Raw genomic sequence first — 26,075 nt, 5'->3', positions numbered from 1 at the left:
GGCGCGGCTCTTTGACAGGGAGAAGACAATCGCAACAGTCACGTCGGTCGGGCTCAGATCCTGGCTGGCCCCCAACAGCCGGCGGTTTCCGCGCATGTGCGCGGTGGCGGAGGAATAATTATGTCCGGAGCACAGGAATTCGAACGTGTTCTCGACGGCAGCGACAAGAACGTCGCTTCGTTCGAGCACAACGATGTCTCTCTTTTGAAGCGCGTGCAGCACTTTCTGCATTCGACGCCGGCGGCGGTGCCGCTGATCGTCCTGGTGCTGGCGATCGTGATCTTTGGTATCGCGATTGGCGGGAGGTTCTTTTCCGCCTATACGCTGACGCTCATCCTGCAGCAGATCGCCATCGTCGGCATTCTCGGCGCGGCCCAGACGCTGGTCATCCTGACCGCCGGCATCGATCTCTCGATCGGCGTCATCATGGTCATCTCCTCGGTCGTCATGGGCAATGTCGCCGTGACATACGGCTTGCCGACACCTGTAGCAATCGTCGCCGGCCTGGTCGTGGGCGGCATCTGCGGGCTGCTCAACGGCTTCCTTGTCGCCAATATGAAGCTGCCGCCGTTCATCGTGACGCTTGGCACGTGGAATATCGTCATGGCGACGAACTTCATCTATTCGGCCAATGAAACCATCCGCGACACCGATGTCGATGAAAAGGCGCCGCTGCTGCATCTTTTCGCAGCGAGCTTCCGCGTCGGCGGTGCCGTGCTCACCCTCGGCGTCATCGCCATGGTGCTCCTCGTCATCGGCCTCTGGTATGTCCTCAATCACACCGCCTGGGGCAGGCATGTCTATGCCGTCGGCGACGATCCGGAAGCGGCGAAACTCGCCGGTATCCAGACCAAGAAAGTGCTTCTTGCCGTCTATGGCGTCTCGGGATTGATCGCAGCGCTTGCCGCCTGGGTCTCCATCGGCCGCAACGGGTCGGTCTCGCCGTCTTCCGCGGTGACCGATTTCAATCTTCAGGCAATCACAGCAACCGTGATCGGCGGCATCTCGCTCTTCGGCGGCCGCGGCTCGATCCTCGGCACGCTCTTCGGCGCCATGATCGTCGGTGTCGTTTCCATGGGCCTCAACATGCTCGGCGCCGATCCGCAGTGGAAGGTGCTCCTGACGGGCGTGCTCATCATCGGCGCCGTCGCGATCGATCAATGGATCAGAAAGGTATCGGCATGACCACGACCGTCGAACCCATCCTCACTGCCCGCGGTCTCGTGAAGCGCTATGGCCGCGTGACCGCCCTCGACAATGCCGATTTCGACCTCTATCCCGGCGAGATCCTTGCCGTGATCGGCGATAACGGCGCCGGCAAGTCCTCGCTGATCAAGGCGATCTCCGGCGCGGTCACCCCCGATGAGGGCGAGATCAAGCTGGAAGGCAAGCCCGTTCACTTCCGCTCGCCCATGGAGGCGCGGGAGGCCGGCATCGAAACGGTCTACCAGAACCTGGCTCTGTCGCCGGCGCTCTCGATCGCCGACAACATGTTCCTAGGCCGCGAAGTGCGCAGGCCGGGCATTCTCGGCTCCGTGTTCCGGATGCTCGACCGCCCGGCTATGGAAAAGCGCGCCCGCGACAAGCTCTCTGAGCTCGGTCTGATGACGATCCAGAACATTAACCAGGCGGTGGAAACGCTATCCGGCGGCCAGCGCCAGGGTGTCGCCGTGGCGCGTGCCGCCGCCTTCGGCTCCAAGGTCGTCATCATGGACGAACCGACGGCCGCCCTTGGCGTCAAGGAAAGCCGCAAGGTTCTCGAACTCATCCTCGACGTACGCGCCCGCGGCTTGCCGATCGTCCTGATCTCGCACAATATGCCGCATGTCTTCGAGGTTGCGGACCGTATTCACATCCATCGCCTGGGACGACGCCTGACCGTCATCAATCCCAAGGATTATTCCATGTCCGATGCTGTTGCTTTCATGACCGGCGCCAAAGCCCCGCCGGTCGAGAATGTTGCTGCATGAGCGTCTCTCTTGACGATGTTGCCGGCGAGATCATCGCACGCGCCGGCAACAGGAAACGATTCCTGGTCGCGATTGCCGGCCCTCCCGGTGCCGGCAAGTCCACCCTGGCCGACAATGTTGCCAAGGCCTTGAAGGCGAGGGGCGAGAGCGCCGAAGTCCTGCCGATGGACGGCTTTCATATGGACAATGCCGTCCTGATCGAGAAGGGACTTTTGAAACGGAAGGGCGTGCCTGACAGTTTCGATGTGCGCGCCTTCCTCGATATCGTCAAGGCCGTGCGCGCAGCCGATCAGGAAGTCCTCGTGCCGGTCTTCGACCGTTCGCGGGAGATTGCGATCGCCTCTGCCCGCATCGTCTCGGCCGATCATCGCTTCATCGTCATCGAGGGCAATTATCTGCTGTTCAGCCAGGGAAAATGGGCGGAACTGGAAGGCATGTTCGATTATTCGATCATGCTCGCCCCGCCGATGGAAGTGCTGGAAGAGCGGCTATGGGCACGCTGGCGGGGCTACAAGCTCGATGAGGAGGCCGCTCATGCCAAGGTCTATGGCAACGACCTGCCGAATGGCCGGCTGATTCTGGAGAACCGCCGCCCGGCCGACGTCACCATCGACATCGTGCAGGATTGACCATCTATCATTTAAGCGCCGTCGCGGATTGTTTTGCGGGGGCGTATGGTGCTATCGAAGCGCGATATCAAAGAGCACGATCCCGAAGAAGCCGAGACGGTTTCCTGACGAGATTGCGCTCACATTTCCAGAGGTCGCGCCCATGCAAAAGCTTACCATCCGCCGTCCTGACGACTGGCATCTGCATTTGCGTGACGGAGCCATGCTAGAGGGTGTGATTGCTGATACCTCCAGGCATTTCGCCCGCGCCATCATCATGCCCAATCTCGTGCCGCCGGTCGTGACCACGGCGGATGCGACGGCCTATCGCGAGCGCATCCTAAAGGCATTGCCGGCGGGCGATCGGTTCGAACCGCTTATGACGCTTTATCTTACCGAACACACCAGCCCCGACGACGTCGAAGAGGGCAAGAAGAGCGGCCTTATCACCGCCGTCAAACTCTATCCGGCCGGCGCGACGACCAACTCGCATGGCGGCGTGCGCGATCTGAACAAGGCAATGCCCGTGCTGGAGCGCATGGCGAAGATTGGTCTGCCGCTCTGCGTTCATGGCGAGGTCACGACGCCCGAAGTGGATATTTTCGATCGCGAGGCCGTGTTCATCGAAACCGTGCTCAATCCCTTGCGCCAGCGCTTGCCGGAACTGAAGGTCACGATGGAGCATGTGACCACGTCAGATGGCATCAACTACATCAAATCGGCAAAGGCCAACCTCGCCGGCTCGATCACGACGCATCACCTGATCATCAACCGCAACGCCATCCTCGTCGGCGGCATCCGCCCGCATTATTATTGCCTGCCGGTCGCCAAGCGCGAAAGCCATCGCCTGGCGCTGCGTGCGGCTGCAACGAGCGGCGATACCAGATTCTTCCTCGGCACGGATTCGGCTCCGCATGTCGATCCGCTGAAGGAATGCGCCTGTGGCTGCGCCGGCATTTATACATCGATCAACACCATGAGCTGCCTTGCCCATGTCTTCGAGCAGGAAGGCGCGCTGGACAGGCTCGAAGCCTTTGCTTCGCTGAACGGCCCAGCCTGGTACGGCCTGCCGGTCAACGAGGACAGTATTACCCTCGTGCGTCGGCCCGAGGCTGTAACCTTCCCGGCAAAGATCGAAACTGGCGCCGGTCCGGTCACCGTCTTCGACCCGATGTTCCCTTTGCACTGGGACGTCGAGATTTAATTTCAGACTAATCTACATAAGTAAATATAAATATATAAGACGTATTGCGACACTCCATTGGTGTGTGCCGGGATTTGAAACGTATATTTTGTTGAAATACATTTTCTTTATTATTTGCCGTAACTAATTTGATACCCCTGACGGCCTAGCGTGGCAGCAATCCCCTGCGGTAGAAACCAAACCGTTGAAAGAGCATGATGCTGGTCGATTACAACTCGCTTCTTCTGGCCCTCGGCGTTTCCGCCTCATGCCTGGCGGTCACGTTGGTCGGAAGCTGGTTTTCGCGTCGGCCCGATACCTTCCTCCTGACGTGTTCTGCCGGTCTTGTGCCTATCGTCGGTGGCATCTTCACCTATGGCGCCTATGTTGACCATCCCAGGCCGATTTTCGCCATTTTGACGTTCGTCTTATTCTTCCTCGGCTTCGCGACGATATGGGTGGCGGGTTATCAGTTTCGCAAGGGTCGCCTTTCCAAGATCCGCTTTGCCCTTGGTTGCTTGTCTGGCATGACAGTATCGATCGGACCGATGCTTGTCGGTTACGACGGTCTGGCTTTCATCGCTGATAATCTTGTCATCTGCGTGCTGCTGCTTCTGACGGCGCGCGAATATTGGCTCAGCCGGCGCGAGGCGCCGACGCCGCTTTACGGCATTACGGCGCTTTACACGCTGACGGCGATTTCCTTTGCCTTATGCGCGGCCGTGCTGATTGCCGATGGTAAGCTCGTGCTCGGTCATGCGCCGGATAACTGGGCGGAGGATGTCAGCCTCGCCGTCTGCATCGCCGGAATGACCGGGATCGGGGCTCTATCCCTCGCTTTGCACCAGTGGCGCCAAGCAGCATTTCATCGTCAGGAGGCGATCACCGATGCCCTGACCGGGCTGCTCAATCGCCGCGCGCTGTTCGATCTCTACGGCCGCCGGTCCTTCGGTCCCTCGATGGCTGTCATCATTTTCGATATAGACCGCTTCAAGACGATCAACGATCAACATGGCCATGCTGCCGGCGATCTTGTGCTTAAGCTTTTCGCGGAGGAGCTCTCCTTCGGCCTGCGGTCGTCCGACACTGTGGCCCGCCTCGGCGGCGAGGAGTTCGCGCTCGTGCTTGACAATATGCTGCCGGGCCGGGCCGAGCAGGTCGCCGAGCGGGTGCGCGATGCCTTTGCAGCACGGGCGATCAGCATCGAAGACAAATCTCTCGCCTGCACCGTCAGTGCCGGTATCGCGACCGGCACTGCCAAAGGGCTCGGCTTCGACGATGTGTTACGTGCCGCCGACAAGGCGCTTTACGAAGCAAAACGAAACGGCCGCAACCGTGTGGAGGTCGCGGCCTATCTGCGGGCTGTCTAGCCGGTCGCTTTGGCTGGTGCCCGATCGTTTCCAGGTTTTCAGAACATGGCCTTCACGAAGGCGCATGCGGCGAGCAGCGAGGCGACCGTGCGCACATGGTTCCATCGCATCCAGTCGCTGAGATAGGTCGACCAAAATTGTACCGCCTCGGCTGAATGGCCATCGATCTTGTCGAGCGCGTCGTTCAGCGGCACGTTGAACACCATGGTCGAAAGAAAGCTCGCGACGATATAGAGCGCGGCGCCCGTGAGCATCATCACGCTCACGCTGCCTCGCCAATGGATGATGGCCATAACGGCGATGAAGAGCGACAGCGCGGCCGTCAGCAGGAACAACACGATGAAGGGCGAACGCACGATCGTAACGTTGATCGATTGCATGGCAGCAATCCCTTGATCGACCGGAAGGCGGGCGAGGGACTGCATAACGAACGTCGAGAAGGCGAAATAGACGCCGGCGAGAAGGCCGCTGCAGAGTGCTGCGATGACGAGGGCGATATTCGTGATCGGAAAAGTCATGACTGGACACTCCAGATGCCGGTTGCGGCGGTTTCACGGGCGTAATCGGAAAAATCTTTAGGCTGTCGGCCAAGGATCTGGCTTATGCCGTGCATGACAGGTGAATTGCGGCCATCAAGAACCTGCGTGAAAAGCTCATGCAGAAGGTCCGTCGTCGCTCGCGGCAGGCCGTAGGCGGTCATCTCGGCGATAAAGGCGTCGATCGGAACCGTTTCGTATTCTATGGGCCTGTTCGAAGCCGTCGCGATTTCGGAAACCGCCTGACGGAAGGTTAAAGCGCGGGGTCCCGTCAGTTCGTAGGTTTGGTTGCGATGACGCGGATCGATAAGACATTCGACGGCCGCATCCGCGATGTCGTCTGCGTCGATGAAAGGCTCAGGGACATCGCCGGCCGGTAGAGCGAGCTTGCCCTGCAAAAGGCCGTCCACGAAGGCGCCCTCACTGAAATTCTGGTTGAACCAGCTGGCGCGCAGCACCGTATAGCCGATGCCGCTGGCCTTGAGTTTTTCCTCGCTGCGAACGGCTCCGTCTTCACCACGCCCGGAAAGCAGCACGATGTGTTCCACACCAGCCTCGATAGCGGCTTTTGCCAGAGCGCCGATGGTTTCTGCCGCCCAATCGACCGAAAGGTCCGGCTGGAACGTGACGTAAGCGGCAGAAGCGCCTTCCAGTGCCTGCCGCCATGTGCTGCGGTCCTGCCAATCGAAGCGTGGTGTCGTTGAGCGGGAGGCTGCGCGAGCCGCGATGCCGCGCTCTTTCAGCCGCTCGGCGACCCGGCCGCCGGTTTTTCCCAATCCACCGATGATGGCAATTGTCGAGATCTGCATTTCAAGCTCCTCCAGCGCAAAACGTGATAAATTCTCTCATTTGCGAAATGTGATAAACTCTCTTATATTGCCTGTCAACAGGCACAGGCGGGGAATGGTATGGCGCGGGAACTGATCGCGAGACGCAGGCGCAGCAAGGATGAGGCGGGCACACCACGACGCATACCCAGCCAGCAGCGCGGCCGCGAGCGCGTCGACCTCATCCTTTCGGTGGCATCCGAGCTGATTGCGAAAAACGGCAGCGATGCGCTACGCATGGGCGAGATCGTCGAAAAGGCAGGCGTCTCCTTCGGTTCGCTCTACCAATATTTCCCCGACAAGACGGCGATCATCCGCGTGCTGGCTGAGCGCTTCAACGAGCAGGGCAGGCAATGCGTCGAGGATGAGTTGGCGACGATCAAGAGCCGCGATCAGCTCCAATCCGCTCTTGGCCGCGTTGTCGATGGCTACTACGCCATGTTTCTCAATGAGCCGGTCATGCGCGACATTTGGCATGCCACTCAGGCCGACAAGCTGCTGCAGCAGGTCGATGCTGAAGACATGGAATGGCATTCGCAGGCGTTTCTGACCGTCCTAAAACGCCTATGGCCGGAGCGCGACGATTCCGAACTTGCAAGAACGGCCCGATTGACCATGCAGCTCGTCGCGGCCGCGGTGCGCTATGCGATTTCGATCGAAAGAGAAGAAGGCGATAAGGTCATCGAGCTGTTCAAGGCCATGCTTCTTGCCGATCTTGGTATACTGCGCTGATTGCTTCGGCTCGCCCTGCGGGCGCCAGCCGAGAGGATATTGGCAAAAGCTTTCATACGTCTGGAAACTCGGGCCGCTTGCTGCTATTGCCGCTGGAACATTAGCGCTCGCGAAGGAGGCCTCGTATGACCCAGATGATATTCACCGATCGCACTGTCATGGCCGAGCTGATGGCCAGGATGCTTTGGGAGATCAAGGCGGTCCACTTCAATGCCGACAAGCCCTACAAATTCGCGTCCGGCATGGCGAGTCCTGTCTATATCGATTGCCGCAAGCTGATTTCCTATCCGCGCATCCGCTCGACAGTCATGGACTTCGCCGCAAGCCTCATCGTTCGCAATGTCGGCTTCGAGCAGTTCGATTGCGTCGCCGGCGGCGAGACGGCGGGCATCCCCTTTGCCGCCTTCCTCGCCGAGCGCCTGAACCTGCCGATGATCTATGTGCGCAAGCAGCCGAAGGGCCATGGCCGCAATGCCCAGATCGAAGGCGACATGAAGGAGGGCGCCCGCGTGCTCGTCATCGAGGATCTGACGACGGCTGGCGGCAGCATGTTCACCTTCATCGACGCCATTCGTGCGGCTGGCGGCATCGTCGATCACGGCATGGCGCTGTTCTATTACGGCATCTTTCCCGAGGCGGTCGAACGCTTTGCCAACCGGAAAGTCAGCCTGCAATACATCACGACCTGGCGCGAAGTGCTCGCCGTCGCCAAGGAGCAGAAGCTGTTCGACGACAAGACGCTGGAAGAAGTCGAGGCCTTTCTCAATGCGCCGCTCGCCTGGTCCGGCTGGAATGGCGGCATTTCGGAGCTGCCGACAAACTGACACTTTGCTTTTGCATTGAATCTATCTAATCGATTTATGTAACTGGATAAGACAGACGCGCTCTTTGGGAGGCCGGAATGATATTGTGCTGTGGCGAAGCTTTGATCGATATGCTGCCGCGGGATACGACGCTGGGTGAGAAGGGCTTCGCCCCTTACGCCGGCGGCGCGATCTTCAACACTGCGATCGCGCTTGGTCGTCTCGGCATTCCCACGGGCTTCTTCACCGGCATTGCCGATGACATGATGGGCGAAATCCTGCGCGACACGTTGTCGGCCGCCAAGGTGGATTTCAGCTATTGCGCCATCACGCCGCGTCCAAGCACGATTGCTTTCGTCAAGCTCGTCAATGGTCAGGCGACCTATGCCTTCTACGATGAAGGCACGGCTGGCCGCATGATCACCGAGGCGGATCTCCCGACGCTCGGTACTGATTGCGAAGCTCTGCATTTCGGTGCGATCAGCCTCATCCCCGATCCCTGCGGCGCGACCTATGAGGCGCTGATGAAGCGCGAGCACCAGAGCCGCGTCATCTCGCTAGATCCGAACATTCGTCCGGGCTTCATCAAGGACAAGGCGGCTCATATGGGTCGCATCAGCCGGATGGCTGCCATGTCCGACATTCTCAAATTCTCCGATGAGGATCTGGAATGGTTCGGTATTGCTGGCAATCACGACGAACTCGCCGCCCATTGGCTGAACCAGGGCGCCAAGCTCGTCGTCATCACCAAGGGTGCCGAAGGCGCAACCGGCTATACGAAGTCGCTGAAGGTCTCGGTGCCGAGCGAGCGCGTCACTGTCGTCGATACGGTCGGGGCTGGTGATACCTTCGATGCCGGCATCCTGGCATCGCTGAAGATGAACAATCTGCTGACCAAGGCGCAGGTGGCATCGCTGAACGAGAAGGCGTTGCAGGATGCGCTTGCTCTGGGCGCCAAGGCTGCGGCGGTGACTGTGTCGCGCGCGGGTGCAAATCCGCCCTGGGCACATGAGATCGGGCTGTAATCGTTTATCGGCTTTCGGAAGCGGGGAGAGTACTGCACCCCCTCTGTCACTGTCGTGACATCTCCCCCACAAGGGGGGAGATCGGTAATTCGCGGCGCTTCATCACCTCAAGCTGATATCGAACCGACTGCGCTTGCTTTGTTTGCGGAGCGCGCGGCAAACTCCCAATGATCTCCCCCCTTGTGGGGGAGATGTCAGCGAAGCTGACAGAGGGGGGTACTTTCACGACATATTTGGATAGAGCGTTCAGCCAGCAAAACCCTCCCCTTGAGGGGAGGGTCGACACGTCATGCCGAGGTGGGGTGATCCTTTGGTCGTTCCGATGCGGAGAGCTCAATCACCCCCACCCGTCGCCTTGCGGCGACCTCCCCCGTCAAGGAGGAGGTGGATAATCAGCTTACTTCGCGCGGCTTGCGAGCGCTGCCACCAGCCCTTGCGTCGAGGAATCGTGGCCGGCGGCGCTTTCCTTGCCTTCGATGACCGGAAGCAGGCCTGTTGCCAGTTCCTTGCCGAGCTCGACGCCCCATTGGTCGAAGGAGTTGATGCGGAAGAGCACGCCCTCGACGAAGACGCGATGTTCGTAAAGCGCGATCAGGCGGCCGAGCGCAAAGGGCGTCAGCTTGTCATAGACGAAGGTGATCGACGGGCGGTTGCCGGTGAAGACGCGGTGCGGCGCGATGAAATCAGCCTTCTTGTCGTCCATGCCCTTGGAGGTGAGCTGAGCCTTGGCTTCCTCGAAGGTGCGGCCCTTCATCAGCGCTTCCGACTGTGCCAGGCAGTTGGCCATCAGCAGGTCGTGCTGGTGGCGCAGCTCCGGCTCGAAGCCGTTGGCGGCGATCATGAATTCGGCCGGGATGATGCTCGTACCCTGATGGATGAGCTGATAGAAGGCGTGCTGGCCGTTGGTGCCGGGCTCGCCCCAGACGACCGGGCCGGAATTGCCTTCGACCGGCGTGCCGTCGATGGTGACACCCTTGCCGTTCGATTCCATATCCAGCTGCTGCAGATAGGCCGGGAAGCGCGAGAGACGCTGGTCATAGGGCAGGATCGCACGCGTCGGATAGCCGAGCACGTTGCGGTGATAGAAGCCGATAAGGCCGAGCAGCATCGGCAGGTTTTCCTTGAATGGCGCCTGGCGGAAATGGTTGTCCATCGCATGCGCGCCATCGAGGAATTTGCCGAAGTTTTCCGGGCCGATCGCGATCATCAGCGGCAGGCCGATCGCCGACCAGATCGAATAGCGGCCGCCAACCCAATCCCAGAAGCCAAAGACGCGTTCACTGTCGATACCGAAGGCGGCGACCTTATCGAGCGCCGTCGAAACGGCGGCGAAGTGATGCTGCACGGCAGCTTCGCCGAGCGCGTCGGCGATGAACTTGCGCGCCGTCTGGGCGTTCGTCATCGTCTCGATGGTCGTGAAGGTCTTCGAAGCAACGATGAAGAGCGTCGTTTCCGGCTTAACGAGCTTCAGGATATCGGCGATATGGGCGCCATCGATATTCGAGATGAAGTGCGAACGCGGGCCGTCGTGGTAGGGGGCGAGCGCCAGCGTTGCCATGACCGGCCCGAGATCGGAGCCGCCGATGCCGATGTTGATGACATCGGTGATCGCCTTGCCCGTCGAGCCCCTGAGTGCGCCCGAGCGGATGCCGTCGGCGAACTTGCCCATCGCGGCCAGAACCGCGTTGACATCAGGCATGACATCCTTGCCATCGACGAGCACCGGCTTGTTCGAGCGGTTGCGCAGCGCAGTGTGCAGAACGGCGCGATTTTCGGTGAAGTTGATCGCGACGCCGGAAAACATTTCCTCGCGCTTGGCGGCAACGCCGCCCTCGGCTGCGAGCTTCTCGAGCAGGGCGAGGATATCGTCGTTAACAGCCGTCTTGGAGTAATCCATCAACAGATCGTCGAACGAGGCGCTGAAGCGGGAAAAGCGTTTCGGATCGGCGGCGAAGGCGGCGCGAATATCCGTGGCCTTCGTTGCCGATGCGGTGCTCTTCAGTTGGTCGACGAGGGCGTTCATGGGAGGCTCCTTGCGGTTCGCGCTGCTGGCCTTCAAAACCGGGCCAAGCGCTTTGAGATTGGTCGCGAAAACTATTCCCTATGTAGGGCGTAAATCAAGTTCACCTATCGCCCAAAACGAAAAAAGCCGCTCGTGAAAAAGCACGAGCGGCTTCCTGAATGACATCGAATTATGTCAGCCGCGCAACTCCTTGCGCAGGATCTTGCCGACATTCGATTTCGGCAGTTCGGTGCGGAATTCAATGAAGCGCGGACGCTTGTAGTTGGTAAGGTTTTCCGCGCAATGAGCCTTGACGTCGGCCTCCGTCAAAGCCGGATCCTTCTTGACGATGAAGAGCTTCACCGCTTCACCGGAATGCGGGTCGGGCACGCCGATTGCCGCGGCCTCAAGAACGCCCGGATGCATGACCGCGACTTCCTCGATCTCGTTCGGATAGACATTGAAGCCCGAGACCAGGATCATATCCTTCTTGCGATCGACGATCTTAGTATAACCGCGCTCGTCCATGAAGCCCATGTCGCCGCTGCGGAAGAAGCCGTCCGGCGTCATCACGCGCGCGGTCTCTGCCGGCTGCTTCCAGTAGCCTGCCATGACCTGCGGCCCGCGAATGCAGATTTCGCCGACTTCGCCAAGCGGCAGGGAATTGCCGTTCTCGTCGCGAATATCGAAATCCGTACCCGTGATCGGCAGGCCGATCGTGCCGGTAAATTCCGGGCTGTCGAAACGATTGGCGCTGGCAACCGGCGACGTCTCGGAAAGGCCGTAGCCCTCCGTGATCCAGGCGCCCGTCATCTTCTGCCACCGTTCGGCGACGGGCCGCTGCACCGCCATGCCGCCGGCAAGCGTTGCGGTATTGGACAGGTCGAGTTTGCTAAACTCCGGATTGTTCATCAGCGCGTTGAATAGCGTGTTCAGGCCGGGGAACATGTCGAACTTGTATTTGCCGAGCTCCTTGATGAAGGCCGGTATGTCGCGTGGATTGGCGATCAGCACATTATGGCCGCCGAGCGACATGCCCATCAGCGAATTCACCGTCAGCGCAAAGATATGATAGAGCGGCAAGGCGCAGACAAAGGTCAGCTGCTCCGGGCGCGGCTTGTTGATATAGGCGGATTGGAGCCAGAGCAGCAATTGCAGCTGGTTGGCGAGCAGATTGGCATGGGTAAGGATCGCGCCCTTGGCGACGCCGGTCGTGCCGCCGGTATATTGCAGAAATGCGATGTCGCTGCCGGTCAGTTCCGATAGCTTCAGGGGCAGACGCGAGCCCTCGGCGATCACGCTCTTGAAACTGCGATGGCCGGGAATGGACCAGGCTGGAACCAGCTTCTTCACTTTACGGACGATGAAGTTGACAATGTGACCCTTGGCGCCGAGCATGTCGCCGAGCGCGGTGACGACGACATGGCGCACATCCGTATGGGCCAGAACCTGCTCGACCGTATGGGCGAAGTTTTCCAGAACGAAGATCGCCTTGGCGCCGCAATCGCGCAGCTGATGTTCGAGTTCGCGTGGCGTGTAGAGCGGGTTGACGTTGACGACGACGAGCCCGGCACGAAGAATGCCATAAACTGCGATCGGATTTTGCAGCACGTTCGGCATCATGACGGCAACGCGATCACCCTTCTGCAGGCCGAGGCTCTGCAACCAGGCGGCAATCTTGCGCGTCTGCAGATCGAGATCGCGATAGGTGATGGATTTGCCCATGCTGGTGAAGGCGGGTCTGTCGGCATAGCGCGCGCAGCTTTCCTCCAGCAGTTCGGCGAGCGATGCATGTTCCAGCGGCGGCAGCTCCGCCGGTACGATATCCGGATAGGAGGCGAGCCATATTTTCTTGACCTGCGGTCTATCCGAAGGAGCGGAGACTGAATTCATGCGCATTTCCTCCTCTACGCACCATCACCACGCCCCGCCGTCATATGCGGCGGCTATGCAGAGTGTCATTGGACGATCAAAAAGTCTCCCGCTTTTCACATCGCCGCAGTCTTTGCTCTCAACTAAATCATTGGAGCGAAACCGACGCTACAATAACCTTGACGTAAACGTCAATAATCGTCTTGCGCTCACGTTTTTTTACAATCTTGAAAAAAGTACTGGAACTTTTATGACAACGGAGCGTTAATAGCGCCATGGGTTTAAACCCATCGGAGCATCGTGCTGCCCCAAAGAGCAGATCGGACGCTCCATAGTTTATGTGACGCGTATCCAAAAGGAGGTGCGCATATGCATAAAGAGAGTGCCGATTTTTCGGGTCGTGACCTTTACATCAAGGACATGTCGATGCTGGTCGCCTGCGATCGCGTCGAAGGGTCGAGAGTGTACGGCTCGGACGGCAAACAGATTGGTCATATCGAGCGGCTGATGCTGGAAAAAAGTGATGGACGCATCGCTTTCGTCATTCTGAGCTTCGGCGGTTTCTTCGGCATCGGCCAGGAGCACTACCGGCTGCCGTGGGAGAAGTTGCGCTACGATGCCCACATTGATGGCTATCGCGTCAGCATGACCAAGAATGACATCGAAAAGGCGTGCCGCTTCGCTGCCAAGGACGACCACGACCATAAGAATCATGGCCACAAGAGCCACGATTATTTTGGCGTGCCGCCCTATTGGATGTGAGCGCGCTGGCGGAACTGCCGGATGCCCCGCCGATGCGGGGCTTGCTCCCTGTTTGGGCTAGTTGAACCGCCCAAGCCTTTGCACCACCTCGATCTTGTAACCATCGGGGTCGGTGACGAAGAACAGCAATGCAAAAAGCTTCCCATCACGATTGAGTTCGATGATCTTGCCGGGGTTGAGCCCGAGTTTGGTCATACGCGCATGCTCGTCCTTCAGTTCCGAAACTGAAACCGCGAGATGGCCGTAGGCATCCCCTTGCGCATAAGGCTCGATGCGGCCCTGATTGATGGTCAATTCCAGCTCGAAGCCGGTCTCGGCATTGCTGAGATAGACCAGGGTAAAGGTCTCGAAGGCAATACGGTCGGCAACCTTCAGGCCGAAAGCCTTGTCGTAGAATTCGATCGAGCGCGCCTCGTTCAGCACGCGGATCATCGAGTGAATCATCTTGGCCATCGGTGCCTCCATAAATCGTCGGGACATATCATTGCAGCCAATGCCATCGGCAGCCAGTGAAGGCAAGCATGGGGAAACTCGCCATATCTCCAGCCGAGCATAGATCCGGGGGTTCCCGGATTGCGATCGGTCTGCTTAACTCCCGGCGCTCACGTATAGGGCTCAAGGGGGAGAATCCATGTACTACGCCATTCTGGCCTACCACGAGGAAAGTATCGTCGAATCCTGGAGCAAGGAGGAGGATACCGCGCTCATGAAGGAGCTTTTGGAGATCAATGACCGCATGGTCGCGCAGAGATCGCTGGGGCCGGCTGCGCGTCTCGGATCGACCCAAAACGCCGTCACTTTGCGGGGGCCAGGTGCGGGAATGGTGATCGATGGACCGTTTGCAGAAACCAAGGAGCAACTGCTGGGCTTCTACGTCGTCGATTTTCCGACGATTGAGGGCGCGGTGGAGGCCGCGCGCGAGTTGCGCCGCGCCAATCCGACAGCCATCTACGAAATCAGGCCGGTCCTGCTTTATCTGCCGGGCGCATCCTTGCCGTCAGGCGAGGGCAAGGATGGGGAGCTGTGATCGGCGTCGACCTCAATGAGGTTGAAGGCCGATCTTGCTGGTGACCGACCGCTCGATCATCTCCATGCCGTCATAGATCAGCACCGCCATGAGGCCGACGATCAGGCCGCCCTGCAAGATGAAGGCGGTGTTGTCATTGATGAGCCCGGCGATGATGACTTCACCCAGCCCCTTGGCGGCGACGGTGGAGCCGATCGTCGCCGTACCGATATTGATCACGGTCGCGATTTTCAGCCCTTCGATGATGAGCGGCAGGGCGAGCGGCAGCTCGACGCGGAAGAGCCGCTGCCAGCCGCTCATGCCCATGCCGTCGGCGGCATCGAGCACCGAGGCGGGTACCTGCTGCAAGCCTGCGACCGTGTTCTCGAAGATCGGCAGCAGCGCGTAGAGAAACAGCGCGATGAATGTCGGGACGGCGCCGAAGCCGGTGGTTGAGATCGCAAGCGCCAGCACGGCAACCGGCGGGAAGGTCTGGCCGGCATTGGCGATCGCTCGCGACAGCGGCAGGAAGTCGGCGCCGATCGGCCGCGTGACGAAGATACCGCCAAGCACGGCCAAGATCCCACTTGCGGCGATCGAGACAAGGATCAGCTCGAGATGGCTGAGCGCCAGGCTCGGTAGGCTGTTCTGCGTATAGATCGGAGACGCCCCGAATTTGGTCAGCGGTGCCAGAACAGGTATCAGCCATTCCGGACGGAAGAGCATCACCAGCAGCAGCGCCAGAGCCAGGAGGCGAAAGAGATTGGCGGCGAGAAATTTCATGCTTTGCGGCCCAGCTCGATCAGGTGCTGGATCGAGATCGAGCCGACGGGCACCTTGCGCTCGTCCTCGACCGTCGCCTCGTCCGCGCCCTGCCAGATCAGTTCGGCCAAAGCGTCGCGAAGATTGAGGGTTTGCGGCAGGCTGTAGCCTAGGCCCGGCCGCGGCGGCTGCATGCTTTCCTTCAGCGGCAGCAGGGACATCAGCTTCAAGGCACGGTCGGATGTGCCGGTCAGTTGCTGCACGAAGGGATCGGCCGGCTCGGTCAGGATTTTCTCAGGCTCGGAACATTGCAGCAGCTTGCCGCCGCTCATGACGGCGATCTGGTCGCCGAGATGAAAGGCCTCGTCCATATCGTGGGTGACAAGGACGATGGTCGTGCCGAACTGCTTCTGGATGGCGAGCAGGTCGTCCTGCGCCTTGCCGCGGATGACCGGGTCGAGTGCGCCGAAGGGCTCGTCCATCAGCAGCAATTCCGGTTCCGCTGCAAGCGCGCGTGCGACGCCGACGCGCTGCTGCTGGCCACCGGAAAGCTGGCTTGGATATTTGCCGGCAAAGGTGCCGGGGTCGAGATGGAAAAGATTGAGGAGCTCTTCGACACGGCCGTCGATGCGCGTCTTTTCCCAGCCGAGCAGCTCGGGGACGGTAGCGATATTCTGCGCAACGGTGCGATGCGGAAAGAGCCCGTGCCCCTGAATGGCATAGCCGATACGGCGGCGAAGCTCGGTCGCCGGCACATTCATGATGTCCTCGCCGGCAACGGAGATGTGGCCCCCCGATATCGGCACCAGCCGGTTGATCATGCGCATCAGCGTCGATTTGCCGGAGCCGGAGGTGCCGACGATGACGGTGATTGTGCCCTTCTCCATGCTCATGCTGACATTGTCGACGACCGTTGCGTTGCCATACCGCTTGGTGACACCCTTGAGCTCGATCATGCTGGTCATGCGCGTTGTCCCCGGATGCTGTCGATGACCGCATCGAGGATGACGGCCGATGAGAAGGCGAGAAAGACCGTCGGCACGGCGCCGAGCAGCACCAGGTCATTGGCCGTCTGGCCGATGCCCTGGAAGATGAAAAGACCGAAGCCGCCGCCGCCGATCAATGCCGCCACGGTGACGAGGCCGATTGCCTGTACCAGCACGATGCGGATGCCCGTGAGGATGACGGGGAAGGCGAGCGGCAGGTCGATGCCGGTCAGGATCTGCCGGCGCGTTAGGCCCATGCCGGCGGCGGAATCGCGCACGGAAGGGTCGACGCCGGCAAGGCCGACGACCGTATTGGCGACGATCGGCAGCAGAGAATAGATGACGAGCGCTACCAGCGCCGGCGCCACGCCAATACCTTTGACGCCGATCTCGGCGGCGAAAGGCACGTTGGCGGCGATATAGCCGAGCGGCAGCATGAGAATGCCGAAGAGGGCAAGGCTGGGGATGGTCTGCACCAGGCTCAGCGCTCGCAGCACCACGGCGCGGATGCCAGGTTGCCAATAGCAGAAGATGCCGAGTGGCAGCGCCAGCACGATGGCGATGGCGACCGAGCCCAGAGACAGGAAGACATGGTTAAGCGCCTCATGCCAGAATTTGTCGGCATTGTTGGCGTATTCCTTCATGATCGAGAGATTGTTGAGCAGGCCGGAGCGCAGGACGACGGCAAGCAGCGCTGCATAAACAGCCAGCGCCGCGACCCGCAACCAGGGTGTCAGCCGCAGCTTGACCAGCGCGTCCGAAATCATCAATCCCACGACGGCGAGCAGCACCCAGAAGCAGCCGCCGGGCGTAATACGTGCCACGGTGCTGCCCGCAGGCGTTGCGGCCGTCGAGACCAGTCCGAGGGTTACGATCAGCATGGCGATCGCGAGTGTTGCGATCCCGAGGCGAATGACCTGGTTGCGCAGGAAAAGCGCGGCGAGCGCGGCTGCGGCCAGAAGGACCAGCAGGCATAGGGCCGACGGCTGGGCAAGAAGCTGCGTCAGCAGTTGTGGCTTGCCGGCGGCGATGCGGTTTGCCTTGACGATGATGAACGGCATCCAGGCCGTTGCCAGCACGCCGCCGGCCACCAATACCACTCCGAGACGGTCCACTCTGCGGACCGCTAGCGCATCTTCCATCAGGCAAGCTCCGTCAGCGCATGAGCCCAGAATTCAAGGCGGGTTCGGACAAGATCATGCCCATTCGAATGTCCGCGGCTCCACCTTATCAAAATGGAGCCGCCGGAACGGATGATTTTAGGTCTGCTAGACCTAAAATCTGAATCCGCTCCGGAACCAGAGGAGTAGAGCATGATGTCGTCCGAAAACCGTTGACACTTTTCGGCATCATGCTCGAGAGCAGCGTCAATGCCTTATTTCAGGAAGCCATTATCCTTGAGGTAGGATTCGGCAACAGCCTTGGCCGGCTCGCCATCGACCTGGATGCGGCCGTTGAGCTTGCGCAGCACGTCGGCGGTCAGACCCTTGAAGATCGGAGCCAGAACCTCTTCGATCTTCGGATTGGCCTTCAGCACAGCCTCGCGGATGATCGGCGTCGGCGCATAGACCGGCTGCACACTCTTGTCGTCCTCGAGCACGGTCAGTTCGGCGGCTTCGATGGCGCCGTCGGTGCCATAGACCATCGCCGTGTTGACGCCGTTGGTTTGGTCGGCAGCAGCCTTGATCGTCGCCGCAGTATCGCCGCCCGAAAGCACGACTTCCTGATCCGGCTTCAGCTTGAAGCTGTAGGTGGTTTCGAAGGCCGGCAGGGCTGCCGGCGAATTGACGAATTCAGAAGAGGCTGCGATCTTCACAGAGCCGCCGCCAGCAACCCACTTGCCGAAGTCCGACATGGTTTTCAACTTGGCCGGGCCGGCGACGTCACTGCGCACGGCGATCGCCCAGGTGTTGTTGGCGGGCGAGGGCGTCAGCCAGACGATCTTGTTGGCGTCATAATCCAGCTTCTTGGCCAGATCGTAGCCCTGCTGCAGGTTCTTCCAGGCCGCATCGTCGGCCTTGTTGAAGAAGAAGCCGGCATTGCCGGTATATTCGGCATAGATGTCGATTTCGCCCGCGGTAATCGCCTTGCGCACGACCGGCGTCGTGCCCAGAGCGATGCGATCCTGCGCCTTGATGCCGTTGGCATTGAGCGCCGCGAGGATGATGTTGCCGAGCAGCGTGCCTTCGGTGTCGATCTTCGAGGAGACGACGACGTCGGCGGCGCTGGCGCCACTGGCAAGGAGAGCCGTCAGCGTGGCGGCAAGTGCAAGCTTCTTGAACATGATGTTTCCCTTTGTACCCCGTTAAATCGTTCTTCTGCTTGCCCGCGCCGCCTTGAAGGGCCGCAGTCCGGACAGGCAGGCTTGGAGCGGGCGGCTAGCCCACAGGCGAATTCGTGGCTGCTTCAGGCAGGTAGCGCTCATCGCGGAAAAGTCGATGTGCTTCGGATACCCGTTGCAGTCGCGCGATTATGACGAGCGTACTCGACATTCGCGCGAAATTGGATTTCTTTTTTCGGGGGCAAGTGCGTTTGTTTTTGTTCCCCTTACCCGTTTGGCGCTGTTCCGATCTCATTTTTGCGGCTGGATCGGTAAGGCGGCAAGGAAACGATAGCCGTCGCTTTTCGGCTTAGGGATATCTTTTTTCGAGAACACATCATATCGTCGGGATATTGTTGATATTGCTGCGGTCGAGCCAGGATGCGCGCTGCCGCTGAGGAGATCTGATTTGTATCTCGGCGCATTGTTCATAGCCGATATGGTGTTCTCCGTCGGCTCGGTGAGGGAGACCGCGCGGCGGCTGTCTTTTTCCGCTTCGACCGTCTCAAGCGCGTTGCGCCGGCTAGAGACCGAGCTGGCCATGAAGCTTGTCGAGCGCGCCTCCGGCGAGCTTGCAACCCTTCTGGCGAGTTCGAAGGTTCAAAAGGGCCTGCAACCTATTCTCGCGAGCATGCGTCAGCTTTCCACCCTGGTGAAGGAGCCGCCGGCGCCCGGGGACTATGACCAATGGGCCGCGCGCCTGCCGCTGAAGATCGCCACCATAGAACGCTTTCTGGAGGTTGCCGATCAGGGCAGTATCAATCGGGCGGCCCGCCGCCTGCGTCTTGGCCAGCCGCAGCTTTCGTTGCAGATCGCCAATCTGGAGGAATTGTTCGGCTGCCGCCTGTTCGCGCGGCAGGCGCAAGGCTCCGTGCTGACGGAGGCCGGACAGCAGGTTCACGCCATTCTCTCCGCCATTGCGCAGGCCTGGGACGAGATGAAATCGACGGCGGACGAGCGCTTTCAGCGCACTGCACGCGCGGTCCGCATCGGCTCGATCATTCCAACCGGTTCGGAAAGCTGGGTCGCCCGCTCGCTTGCAAGCCTGGTGTCGCGCTGGAACATCGGCGGCAACCGCAACATGCTGTCGCTAATGCTGATGACGGCCGATGATCTGCGCGAGGCGCTTCGATCAGGCCGTATCGATGTCGCCATCGTCGATTCCGTCTTCGGCCTCGATGCCTTCGAACATGTGGAACTGATCGCCACGGACATGGTGGCGATCGCCCCGCCCGACAGCACGGAGCAGACATTCGCCGCGCTCGTCGAAAATCATCCGCTCTGCGTGCCGAGCCCCCGGACCGGTATCGGTAATGCCGCGACGGCCTTCGGCTATGACAGTCGCGACCGCCGCCGGTTTCGCGGCCGCGACATTACCTCGGCCGACTCGCTGCCCGTCATCGTCGACCTCGTTGCCAATCACGGCTACGTCTCGTTTCTCGGCCGCGTCAGCGCCATTCCGATTGCCGACAAGGTCCGCATCGTCGATCCGGATGAGATATTGCCGCTGTCCTATCATCTCGCCCATAACGGCCGCAAAGCCTCGGTGGAAGCCTGCCGGTTGATCCAGCAGGCGGTTCGTGAACTGGTTGGAGAGATGGGAACGGCACGAAAGCGGCTGTCGTCTCGCGGGTAGCGGAACAAACGTAGCATATTCGCGTTTAGGTGGGTTAGGTTAGTCCGGGCGTACGCAGCCGGGGGGCTCGTTCGGCACCCAAGGAGAGACCATAGATGAAAATTCTTGCAACTGCGCTCGTCGCATTAGGCATTATTGTTCTACCCGTTACCTATGCCGAGGCGCGTGATCATCACCACCACCGCTGGCATCAACATCACCATCGCGACTATCGCCCTCATCATCATGGCTGGCATCGCCACGAAGGATGGCGGCATGGACATCGCCATCATCGCTGGCACAGCAAGCCGCATTTCTCGCATGCCTGATGGCTGCGGACAGGTATGAAAACGGCGCCTTGGGGCGCCGTTTTTGCGACTGTCCCATCCCTTGCGTCCTCCTCATTCCGTCTTGACGATGCCGGTTGAAACCATCGGCCGGCAAGCGCGTGATCGTGCTTCGGCGGACCTATGGCGATGTCGCGAAAACGCCTGCTCTCCAAGGGATAACGGAACTTTCGAAGGCGCTGTTGCGTTTACTATATCGTCCGGAGGACGCGAGTAATACGAGTAGCGTTTACGTCCGGCATTGAAGGAGGCTGGAAATGAAAATTCTGGCAACAGCGCTGGTTGCGCTAGGTATGGTCGTGTTGCCGGCAACCTATGCCGAGGCGCGTCCCCATCACCATGGGCACCACCATCGGATGGTCGTCCATCGGTATTATCATCACCACTACTATTACCGCCATCACTACTATCGCCCATATTACGGCTATTACGCGCCGTATTATGGCTATGATCGACCCTATTACGGTTATTACCAGCCCTACTACCCCTTAGGGGTATTCGGTGTTTTCGGCGGCTATGGCGGCTATCGCCACCACCACGGTTGGTATGGCGGGCGCGGATACCATCACGGCTGGTATGCCGGCGGCCATCGCGGATGGCACGGCGGCGGTGGCCACTGGCGCTATTACAGCCAGCCGCACTTCTCGCACAATTGACGGCCTGGCCGCTGGCAAAACGGCGCCTCCGGGGCGCCGTTTCATGATGACATCAGAAGCTGTCCGGCAGCGACAGGTTCACGCCGGGTTCAGGACGTGAACGGCGCGATCGGCCATCAGATGCTTCACCTTCTCGCCGTAGGCGGCCATATGCGCGGAAGCGGCATGCGCCCTCAGCGCCGCCAGGCTTTCCCATTTCTCGACCACGACGAAGGTGTCAGGCCCAAAGGCCGGATCGGCCCCTTCGACATCCACGACGGCGGTATATTCGATGCAGCCGTCTTCGGCGTGGACGGCCGGAACATTCGCTTGGAACGCTTCGAGCACTTCGGCGCGCTTGCCGGGATGGGCGGTGAGGATGGCGAGTACGTGAATCATGGAGATGTCCTTGAAGCGATGTTCAATACGGATGGAGAATAACGGACGCCACCGGATGTGCGGCCGGTTTCAACCATTACCACGGAACAGGTTCATCCGAACGCCGAACTTCAATTTTTATCGCGCATGAGATTCTTGCTGGATCGCGGCGTTCACATCCGATTGATGTATTTGGGATCGAGCGATCCGCTCAGCAGATGGCCGACCGCGAGGAGATTGCCCTGCAGGCGGCCGCGCCGGTCGACATAGGGCGGTGGGTTGACGGAGCCGACAACATTCGAGGCGATATTGCCGCCCATCAGCTTCAGCGCCCATTTCAGCGAGACCGAGCGCTTCTTGACGAGATAGAGCGGATTGGCGACCTGGGAGTATCCGAGGCGCAGGCCCGATGTGCGCCCGGCCTTGACCCCGAGATGGACGCCGCGCAGGCGATTGAACTTGACGATCTTGCCGAAAGGACGCAGCCGCCGGCACAGATCCACATCCTCCTGCCAGGCATAGAGCGGCAGATCCTCGTCGAAATAGATGCCGTTTGCGAGCATCTGCTTCCGGCGGAAAATCATGTTGCAGCCATAGGCGTTGTGCGTGTCCTCGATCGTTGGCGCCGGAAAGGGAGTGGCATCGGCTGCGAGCGCCTCGTCCGCCTCGTCCGCCGTCAGGCCCGGTCCAAGGATACCGTCGCGGACGACTTCGCCGGTCGCCACGACGATCTCCTCATCCGCCTCGAACAGGGCTTCCGTTTCTGCGAGATAGTTCGTTGCCGGGAAGAAATCGTCATCGAAGAATACGACCACATCCATGCCGACGGCCGCATCGATGATGGCATTGCGCTGCGGGCAGCTTCCCTGCGGTGAGGAGACGATCGTCACCGGAAAAGGCGCAGAACCTAAGCGTTCCGTGTCGATGTCGTCACTCTTGACCGGGCACAGGAAGAGATGATCCGGCTTGCGCGCCTGTCCGGCAAGCCTCTCGATCATCGCCCTCAGAATCGCCTTGCGACCGCATGTCGCCACGCCAACGGCAATTTTCATGATGCATCCCCAGAATATGATCCTAAGGCGCACGGAACCACCAAAAGCTGAATCTTTGGTTGTGCTAATCGCATGCATTCAACGGATTGCGCGCGAAAGCTGTTTCGTTGCCGGCGGCCGACCCATTTACAGCCGTCGATGGAGCGTTTCGAAAGAGGGGGCCGTCTCGCGGGCCGGCATTTGCGATCGGCTCGAATGCCTGACGCAAGCCATGAATGCCAAGACTTACAGCACCCACGGTCCAGAAGCAGGTCGTCCATGCGATCTGCCCTTCAGCCAATATCGAAGGTATCCGCTGCCAAATGCAAACGCGCGACTCGAGATTTCAGTACAAGAGCGGCATGCCGCATACGCAGCTCGGCCTGCATCACATGGAAAATGCCCGACTGCTGCCCGATCGCGGCGAGCTGCTGCACCGCCTGCCGCATGGCGGCGTCTGCGCCGAGATCGGCGCGGCTTTCGGCGATTTCACCGCCGAGATTTTTGAAAAGAACGCGCCGCGAGAGCTTTACCTGATCGACGCGTGGGATACGCCCCGCTATCAGGAGGGCCTGGAGCAGATCAGGTCAAAATTCCGCGGCGCATTGGATCAAGGCCGCCTGCGCATCGTCCAGGGCTACTCCACCGTCCGGCTTTCTGAATTTCCCAACAGCTTTTTCGATTGGGTCTATGTCGACACCAATCACAGCTACGAGACGACTCTGGAGGAACTGCAGATCAGCCACTTCAAGGTCAAGCAGGACGGCCGCATTGCCGGCCACGACTTCTGCACCGGCAATGTCGTCGATGCCATTCCATATGGCGTGGTCGAAGCCTGCACCAAGTTCTGCAAGGATTTCCATTGGCAGTTCGAATACATGACCTTGGAATCCCACGGGCATTTTTCGTTCTCGCTGAAACGGCTTTGAAGCATGTCGCGTAAAAATGCGCAGCGGTTTTGCGACAATGACATGCGCAAAATCAAAGATCTGAAGCGCGAAAAGCGAATCTGAAAGATCGCGCCGCGCTTTGGGTGTCATGGCCTATGATCGGCAGGCACCCCCGTCGCCGATGCGGGCTCAATAAGGCCGCTGCCGTTCGGCGCCTGACATGAGATGATTGCAGCGGCCGACCGGCCGATCATGGGCCGATGCAGGCTCAATCCTCGAAAATAAAGATGTCGCCTTCCTGCAAAGCCGCGATGAAGGCCTCCCTGGCTTTCTCCGCGTCAAGCTTACCCTCATGCGCGTCCAGCAGCGCTTTTCTGGCGGTTCTGTAGGCTTGCCCGTCCTCGAGCGTCGGCCACTCCTTCGCCATGTATTCCATGGCGCGTTCCGCATTCGATATCACCAGCCGGTCGCCCGTTTTGCGGGTCTCGACGATTACGGGTTTGCTCCACCATTGGGCCATGAGTTTCTCCTTCCGCGGTCAACGTGCCGTTGGCTGGAATGTTCCGCAGCCCCGTCGGCCGGATCCGCGCCGTCACGACAGCAAGGGAACTCCCGCTTCGGCCGCTGCGGCAATGAAGGCGACGCGCGCTTCCTCAGGCGCTCGCCAGCCGCGCTGGACGTCGATGCAGATGAGCAATGCCGACAGAAAGCAGTCGCCTTCCTCCGAAGGCCAGTCATCGAGAAGCGTCTTCCAGACTTCCTCGGCCGAGCCTACGGACTTCGCTTCACCGGAACCGTTGCGAATGACGCGGATGGGAGAGAAGTGCGGCACGATGTTCATGATAGCAGACTCCGTCAAGGCAGAGGCTGTTTTGGCCCTTTTGCCACTGGGCGCGCATTTAACTTTCTTAATCCGCCGGCCGCTTTGAGGCATATGTGATCAATCTTCGCCCGCACGCCTGCGATATCAGCAAAATCGCGCCTGAGTGGGGCGCTGACCAATCACGCCAGGATCGATACTTCTCGCGGCAAATTTGGTCGACGGCGCGGGCGAACTTGCTGAGGACTGGCGATGCCTGGAATAGAGTTGAGGGTATTCGGGGCAGACAGGATAAGTGGTGCCGCTTACGTGACTCGAACACGTGACCCCATCATTACGAATGATGTGCTCTACCGACTGAGCTAAAGCGGCATTCTGCGGAGCATTCGGTTCGGCCCCGCGATTTGCATGGCGCTGATACAGTCTATGTGGCGAGATTTCAAGCGCTCAAATTGCCAATTGGCAAAAAAGCGAGATGCTTGTGAAAAAATACCGCCTTTCGCGTCCGATCAAAGTGCCAGTCGGGCGCGCGCCTGTCGGTATTCTCTCTCAAGCCTGTCGACGAGGGCGGATACGGGCTGGATGGATTTGACGGCGCCGATACCTTGGCCGGCCCCCCAGATATCCTTCCAGGCCTTCACGCCGGTCGTGGCGGCCTCGAAATCCATCTTGGAAGGATCGGCCTCTGGCAAATTGTCCGGATCGAGGCCGGCGGCGCGAATGGAGGGCTTCAGATAATTCCCAAGAACGCCGGTGAAATAATTGGAATAGACGATATCGGCGGCGGAACCTTCGACGATCGCCTGCTTGTAGGCGTCAACCGCACGGGCCTCCTCCGTCGCGATGAACGGCGAGCCGATATAGGCAAGATCGGCGCCGGACGCCTGGGCGGCCAGGACGGCGCCGCCGGTGGCGATGGCGCCGGCCAGGAGCAGCGGCCCATCGAACCATTCGCGGATTTCCTGCACCAGCGCGAAGGGCGAAAGCTGGCCGGCATGGCCGCCGGCGCCGGCAGCGACGGCAATCAGCCCGTCCGCACCCTTGCGGATCGCCGAATTGGCATGCCGGTTGTTGATGATGTCATGCAGTACGATGCCGCCATAGGAATGCACGGCGGCGTTCACCTCGGGCACGGCGCCGAGCGAGGAAATGACGATCGGCACCTTGTATTTCACGCAAAGCATCAGATCGTGCTCGAGGCGTTTGTTCGACGTATGGACGATCTGATTGACCGCAAATGGAGCTGCCGGACGGTCCGGATTTGCGGCATTGTGTGCGGCAAGATCCTCTGTGATCATGGCAAGCCATTCGTCGAGCTGGCTTTCCGGACGTGCGTTCAGCGCCGGAAAGGAGCCGACAACGCCGGCCTTGCATTGCGCGAGCGTCAAAGCGGGGTGCGAGATAATGAAAAGCGGCGAAGCCACAACCGGCAGGCGCAGACGCTCGGTCAGGATGGAGGGGAGGGCCATGAACATCATCCCTTTTGACGTTTACGAAAACGTCAAAAGGGATAGCAGATGTCTATCGAGAGGGGAAGAGGGTGGAAGAGGCAGGGAAAGGCAGTAGGCAATAGGCAATAGGCAACAGGCAACAGT

Annotated in this window: 29 protein-coding genes and 1 tRNA gene; 14 read left to right on the top strand and 16 right to left on the bottom strand. The window is 59.9% G+C overall.

Features of this window, described 5'->3' with window-relative positions:
• Positions 1–120: 120 nt before the first annotated feature.
• From AC13QY_RS16395 to AC13QY_RS16375, 5 genes are all read left to right on the top strand, one after another.
• Positions 121–1,185: an ABC transporter permease gene (locus AC13QY_RS16395; RefSeq protein ID WP_113331993.1), complete on the top strand. Its 1,065-nt coding sequence runs from the start codon at positions 121–123 to the stop codon at positions 1,183–1,185.
• The gene (locus AC13QY_RS16390) at positions 1,161–1,970 is read left to right on the top strand and encodes an ATP-binding cassette domain-containing protein (protein ID WP_173002500.1); all 810 of its coding nucleotides are present in this window, start codon (positions 1,161–1,163) and stop codon (positions 1,968–1,970) included. Before AC13QY_RS16395 ends, AC13QY_RS16390 begins: the two co-directional genes overlap by 25 nt.
• A complete protein-coding gene (locus AC13QY_RS16385) occupies positions 1,967–2,599 on the top strand; it encodes a nucleoside triphosphate hydrolase (protein WP_113331994.1) in 633 nt (210 codons plus the stop codon). The genes AC13QY_RS16390 and AC13QY_RS16385 overlap by 4 nt, the downstream gene beginning before the upstream one ends.
• 142 nt (positions 2,600–2,741) lie before the next feature.
• Positions 2,742–3,782, top strand: a complete 1,041-nt coding sequence (gene pyrC, locus AC13QY_RS16380; protein WP_488493663.1) for a dihydroorotase — start codon at positions 2,742–2,744, stop codon at positions 3,780–3,782.
• Between the two features lie 197 nt (positions 3,783–3,979).
• A complete protein-coding gene (locus tag AC13QY_RS16375) occupies positions 3,980–5,131 on the top strand; it encodes a GGDEF domain-containing protein (protein WP_113332086.1) in 1,152 nt (383 codons plus the stop codon).
• Between the two features lie 38 nt (positions 5,132–5,169).
• Here AC13QY_RS16375 and AC13QY_RS16370 read toward each other — a convergent pair whose 3' ends face one another.
• Together AC13QY_RS16370 and AC13QY_RS16365 are read right to left on the bottom strand one after the other, a co-directional pair.
• Positions 5,170–5,649 carry an anthrone oxygenase family protein gene (locus tag AC13QY_RS16370; protein ID WP_113331996.1) on the bottom strand — a complete coding sequence of 160 codons (480 nt, stop codon included), beginning with the start codon at positions 5,647–5,649 and terminating at the stop codon, positions 5,170–5,172.
• Entirely contained in the window at positions 5,646–6,476 is an 831-nt protein-coding gene (locus AC13QY_RS16365; protein ID WP_113390029.1) for an NmrA family NAD(P)-binding protein, read from the bottom strand. Before AC13QY_RS16365 ends, AC13QY_RS16370 begins: the two co-directional genes overlap by 4 nt.
• Positions 6,477–6,575: 99 nt before the next feature.
• Between AC13QY_RS16365 and AC13QY_RS16360 the strand changes: the two genes are divergently transcribed.
• The 3 genes from AC13QY_RS16360 (at position 6,576) to AC13QY_RS16350 (ending at position 9,054) form a co-directional block, all read left to right on the top strand.
• Positions 6,576–7,226 carry a TetR/AcrR family transcriptional regulator gene (locus AC13QY_RS16360; RefSeq protein WP_113390030.1) on the top strand — a complete coding sequence of 217 codons (651 nt, stop codon included), beginning with the start codon at positions 6,576–6,578 and terminating at the stop codon, positions 7,224–7,226.
• 125 nt (positions 7,227–7,351) lie between these two features.
• Positions 7,352–8,050: an orotate phosphoribosyltransferase gene (locus tag AC13QY_RS16355; protein ID WP_113331999.1), complete on the top strand. Its 699-nt coding sequence runs from the start codon at positions 7,352–7,354 to the stop codon at positions 8,048–8,050.
• A 77-nt stretch (positions 8,051–8,127) separates the two neighbouring features.
• The gene (locus AC13QY_RS16350; RefSeq protein ID WP_113332000.1) at positions 8,128–9,054 is read left to right on the top strand and encodes a carbohydrate kinase family protein; all 927 of its coding nucleotides are present in this window, start codon (positions 8,128–8,130) and stop codon (positions 9,052–9,054) included.
• A gap of 397 nt (positions 9,055–9,451) precedes the next feature.
• Here the strand turns inward: AC13QY_RS16350 and pgi are convergent, their stop codons facing one another.
• Together pgi and AC13QY_RS16340 are read right to left on the bottom strand one after the other, a co-directional pair.
• A complete protein-coding gene (gene pgi / locus AC13QY_RS16345) occupies positions 9,452–11,077 on the bottom strand; it encodes a glucose-6-phosphate isomerase (protein WP_113332001.1) in 1,626 nt (541 codons plus the stop codon).
• Between the two features lie 174 nt (positions 11,078–11,251).
• Positions 11,252–12,949, bottom strand: coding sequence for a long-chain fatty acid--CoA ligase (locus tag AC13QY_RS16340; RefSeq protein WP_113351277.1), 1,698 nt, complete (start codon positions 12,947–12,949; stop codon positions 11,252–11,254).
• Positions 12,950–13,297: 348 nt separating this feature from the next.
• On the opposite strand from AC13QY_RS16340, the gene AC13QY_RS16335 reads away from it, so the two are divergent.
• Positions 13,298–13,690: a PRC-barrel domain-containing protein gene (locus AC13QY_RS16335; RefSeq protein ID WP_095433862.1), complete on the top strand. Its 393-nt coding sequence runs from the start codon at positions 13,298–13,300 to the stop codon at positions 13,688–13,690.
• A 57-nt stretch (positions 13,691–13,747) separates the two neighbouring features.
• Here the strand turns inward: AC13QY_RS16335 and AC13QY_RS16330 are convergent, their stop codons facing one another.
• A complete protein-coding gene (locus AC13QY_RS16330; RefSeq protein ID WP_113332087.1) occupies positions 13,748–14,143 on the bottom strand; it encodes a VOC family protein in 396 nt (131 codons plus the stop codon).
• A 178-nt stretch (positions 14,144–14,321) separates the two neighbouring features.
• Between AC13QY_RS16330 and AC13QY_RS16325 the strand changes: the two genes are divergently transcribed.
• A complete protein-coding gene (locus AC13QY_RS16325; protein ID WP_113390033.1) occupies positions 14,322–14,717 on the top strand; it encodes a YciI family protein in 396 nt (131 codons plus the stop codon).
• 12 nt (positions 14,718–14,729) lie between these two features.
• Here the strand turns inward: AC13QY_RS16325 and AC13QY_RS16320 are convergent, their stop codons facing one another.
• From AC13QY_RS16320 to AC13QY_RS16300, 5 genes are all read right to left on the bottom strand, one after another.
• The gene (locus AC13QY_RS16320; RefSeq protein WP_113351274.1) at positions 14,730–15,479 is read right to left on the bottom strand and encodes an ABC transporter permease; all 750 of its coding nucleotides are present in this window, start codon (positions 15,477–15,479) and stop codon (positions 14,730–14,732) included.
• Positions 15,476–16,423, bottom strand: a complete 948-nt coding sequence (locus tag AC13QY_RS16315; RefSeq protein WP_113351273.1) for an ABC transporter ATP-binding protein — start codon at positions 16,421–16,423, stop codon at positions 15,476–15,478. The genes AC13QY_RS16320 and AC13QY_RS16315 overlap by 4 nt, the downstream gene beginning before the upstream one ends.
• Positions 16,420–17,586 (bottom strand): ABC transporter permease, encoded by a 1,167-nt coding sequence (locus AC13QY_RS16310; RefSeq protein WP_113390034.1) that lies wholly within the window; start codon positions 17,584–17,586, stop codon positions 16,420–16,422. The genes AC13QY_RS16315 and AC13QY_RS16310 overlap by 4 nt, the downstream gene beginning before the upstream one ends.
• Before the next feature lie 233 nt (positions 17,587–17,819).
• Entirely contained in the window at positions 17,820–18,728 is a 909-nt protein-coding gene (gene osmF / locus AC13QY_RS16305; RefSeq protein WP_069611224.1) for a glycine betaine ABC transporter substrate-binding protein OsmF, read from the bottom strand.
• A gap of 288 nt (positions 18,729–19,016) precedes the next feature.
• A complete protein-coding gene (locus tag AC13QY_RS16300) occupies positions 19,017–19,307 on the bottom strand; it encodes a hypothetical protein (RefSeq protein ID WP_233788618.1) in 291 nt (96 codons plus the stop codon).
• Here AC13QY_RS16300 and AC13QY_RS16295 point away from each other — a divergent pair.
• The 3 genes from AC13QY_RS16295 (at position 19,204) to AC13QY_RS16285 (ending at position 21,382) form a co-directional block, all read left to right on the top strand.
• A complete protein-coding gene (locus AC13QY_RS16295; protein ID WP_488493763.1) occupies positions 19,204–20,400 on the top strand; it encodes a LysR family transcriptional regulator in 1,197 nt (398 codons plus the stop codon). The genes AC13QY_RS16300 and AC13QY_RS16295 overlap by 104 nt on opposite strands.
• 165 nt (positions 20,401–20,565) lie before the next feature.
• Positions 20,566–20,727: a hypothetical protein gene (locus AC13QY_RS16290; protein WP_162746364.1), complete on the top strand. Its 162-nt coding sequence runs from the start codon at positions 20,566–20,568 to the stop codon at positions 20,725–20,727.
• A 256-nt stretch (positions 20,728–20,983) separates the two neighbouring features.
• On the top strand, positions 20,984–21,382 hold the full coding sequence (locus AC13QY_RS16285; RefSeq protein ID WP_210252932.1) for a hypothetical protein: 399 nt from the start codon (positions 20,984–20,986) through the stop codon (positions 21,380–21,382).
• Between the two features lie 78 nt (positions 21,383–21,460).
• Here the strand turns inward: AC13QY_RS16285 and AC13QY_RS16280 are convergent, their stop codons facing one another.
• Together AC13QY_RS16280 and AC13QY_RS16275 are read right to left on the bottom strand one after the other, a co-directional pair.
• Positions 21,461–21,760, bottom strand: coding sequence for a putative quinol monooxygenase (locus tag AC13QY_RS16280; protein WP_113332009.1), 300 nt, complete (start codon positions 21,758–21,760; stop codon positions 21,461–21,463).
• A 152-nt stretch (positions 21,761–21,912) separates the two neighbouring features.
• Complete coding sequence (locus AC13QY_RS16275) at positions 21,913–22,791, bottom strand: glycosyltransferase family 2 protein (RefSeq protein ID WP_488493662.1); 879 nt, start codon at positions 22,789–22,791, stop codon at positions 21,913–21,915.
• Between the two features lie 302 nt (positions 22,792–23,093).
• Here AC13QY_RS16275 and AC13QY_RS16270 point away from each other — a divergent pair, with 302 nt between their 5' ends.
• Positions 23,094–23,699, top strand: coding sequence for a class I SAM-dependent methyltransferase (locus AC13QY_RS16270; protein ID WP_069611385.1), 606 nt, complete (start codon positions 23,094–23,096; stop codon positions 23,697–23,699).
• 229 nt (positions 23,700–23,928) lie between these two features.
• Here the strand turns inward: AC13QY_RS16270 and AC13QY_RS16265 are convergent, their stop codons facing one another.
• From AC13QY_RS16265 to AC13QY_RS16250, 4 genes are all read right to left on the bottom strand, one after another.
• A complete protein-coding gene (locus AC13QY_RS16265; RefSeq protein WP_069611230.1) occupies positions 23,929–24,180 on the bottom strand; it encodes a DUF982 domain-containing protein in 252 nt (83 codons plus the stop codon).
• Positions 24,181–24,252: 72 nt separating this feature from the next.
• A complete protein-coding gene (locus AC13QY_RS16260; RefSeq protein ID WP_162746365.1) occupies positions 24,253–24,501 on the bottom strand; it encodes a DUF982 domain-containing protein in 249 nt (82 codons plus the stop codon).
• 275 nt (positions 24,502–24,776) lie between these two features.
• Positions 24,777–24,852, bottom strand: a tRNA-Thr gene (locus tag AC13QY_RS16255).
• Between the two features lie 137 nt (positions 24,853–24,989).
• Positions 24,990–25,949 (bottom strand): NAD(P)H-dependent flavin oxidoreductase, encoded by a 960-nt coding sequence (locus AC13QY_RS16250; protein WP_269244451.1) that lies wholly within the window; start codon positions 25,947–25,949, stop codon positions 24,990–24,992.
• Between the last annotated feature and the right edge of the window lie 126 nt (positions 25,950–26,075).

The sequence above is a fragment of the Martinezella sp. CNPSo 3795 genome (assembly GCF_057784475.1).
The sequence above is the reverse complement of the archived record's forward strand: the minus strand, read 5'-3'. Positions and strand labels throughout refer to the sequence as shown.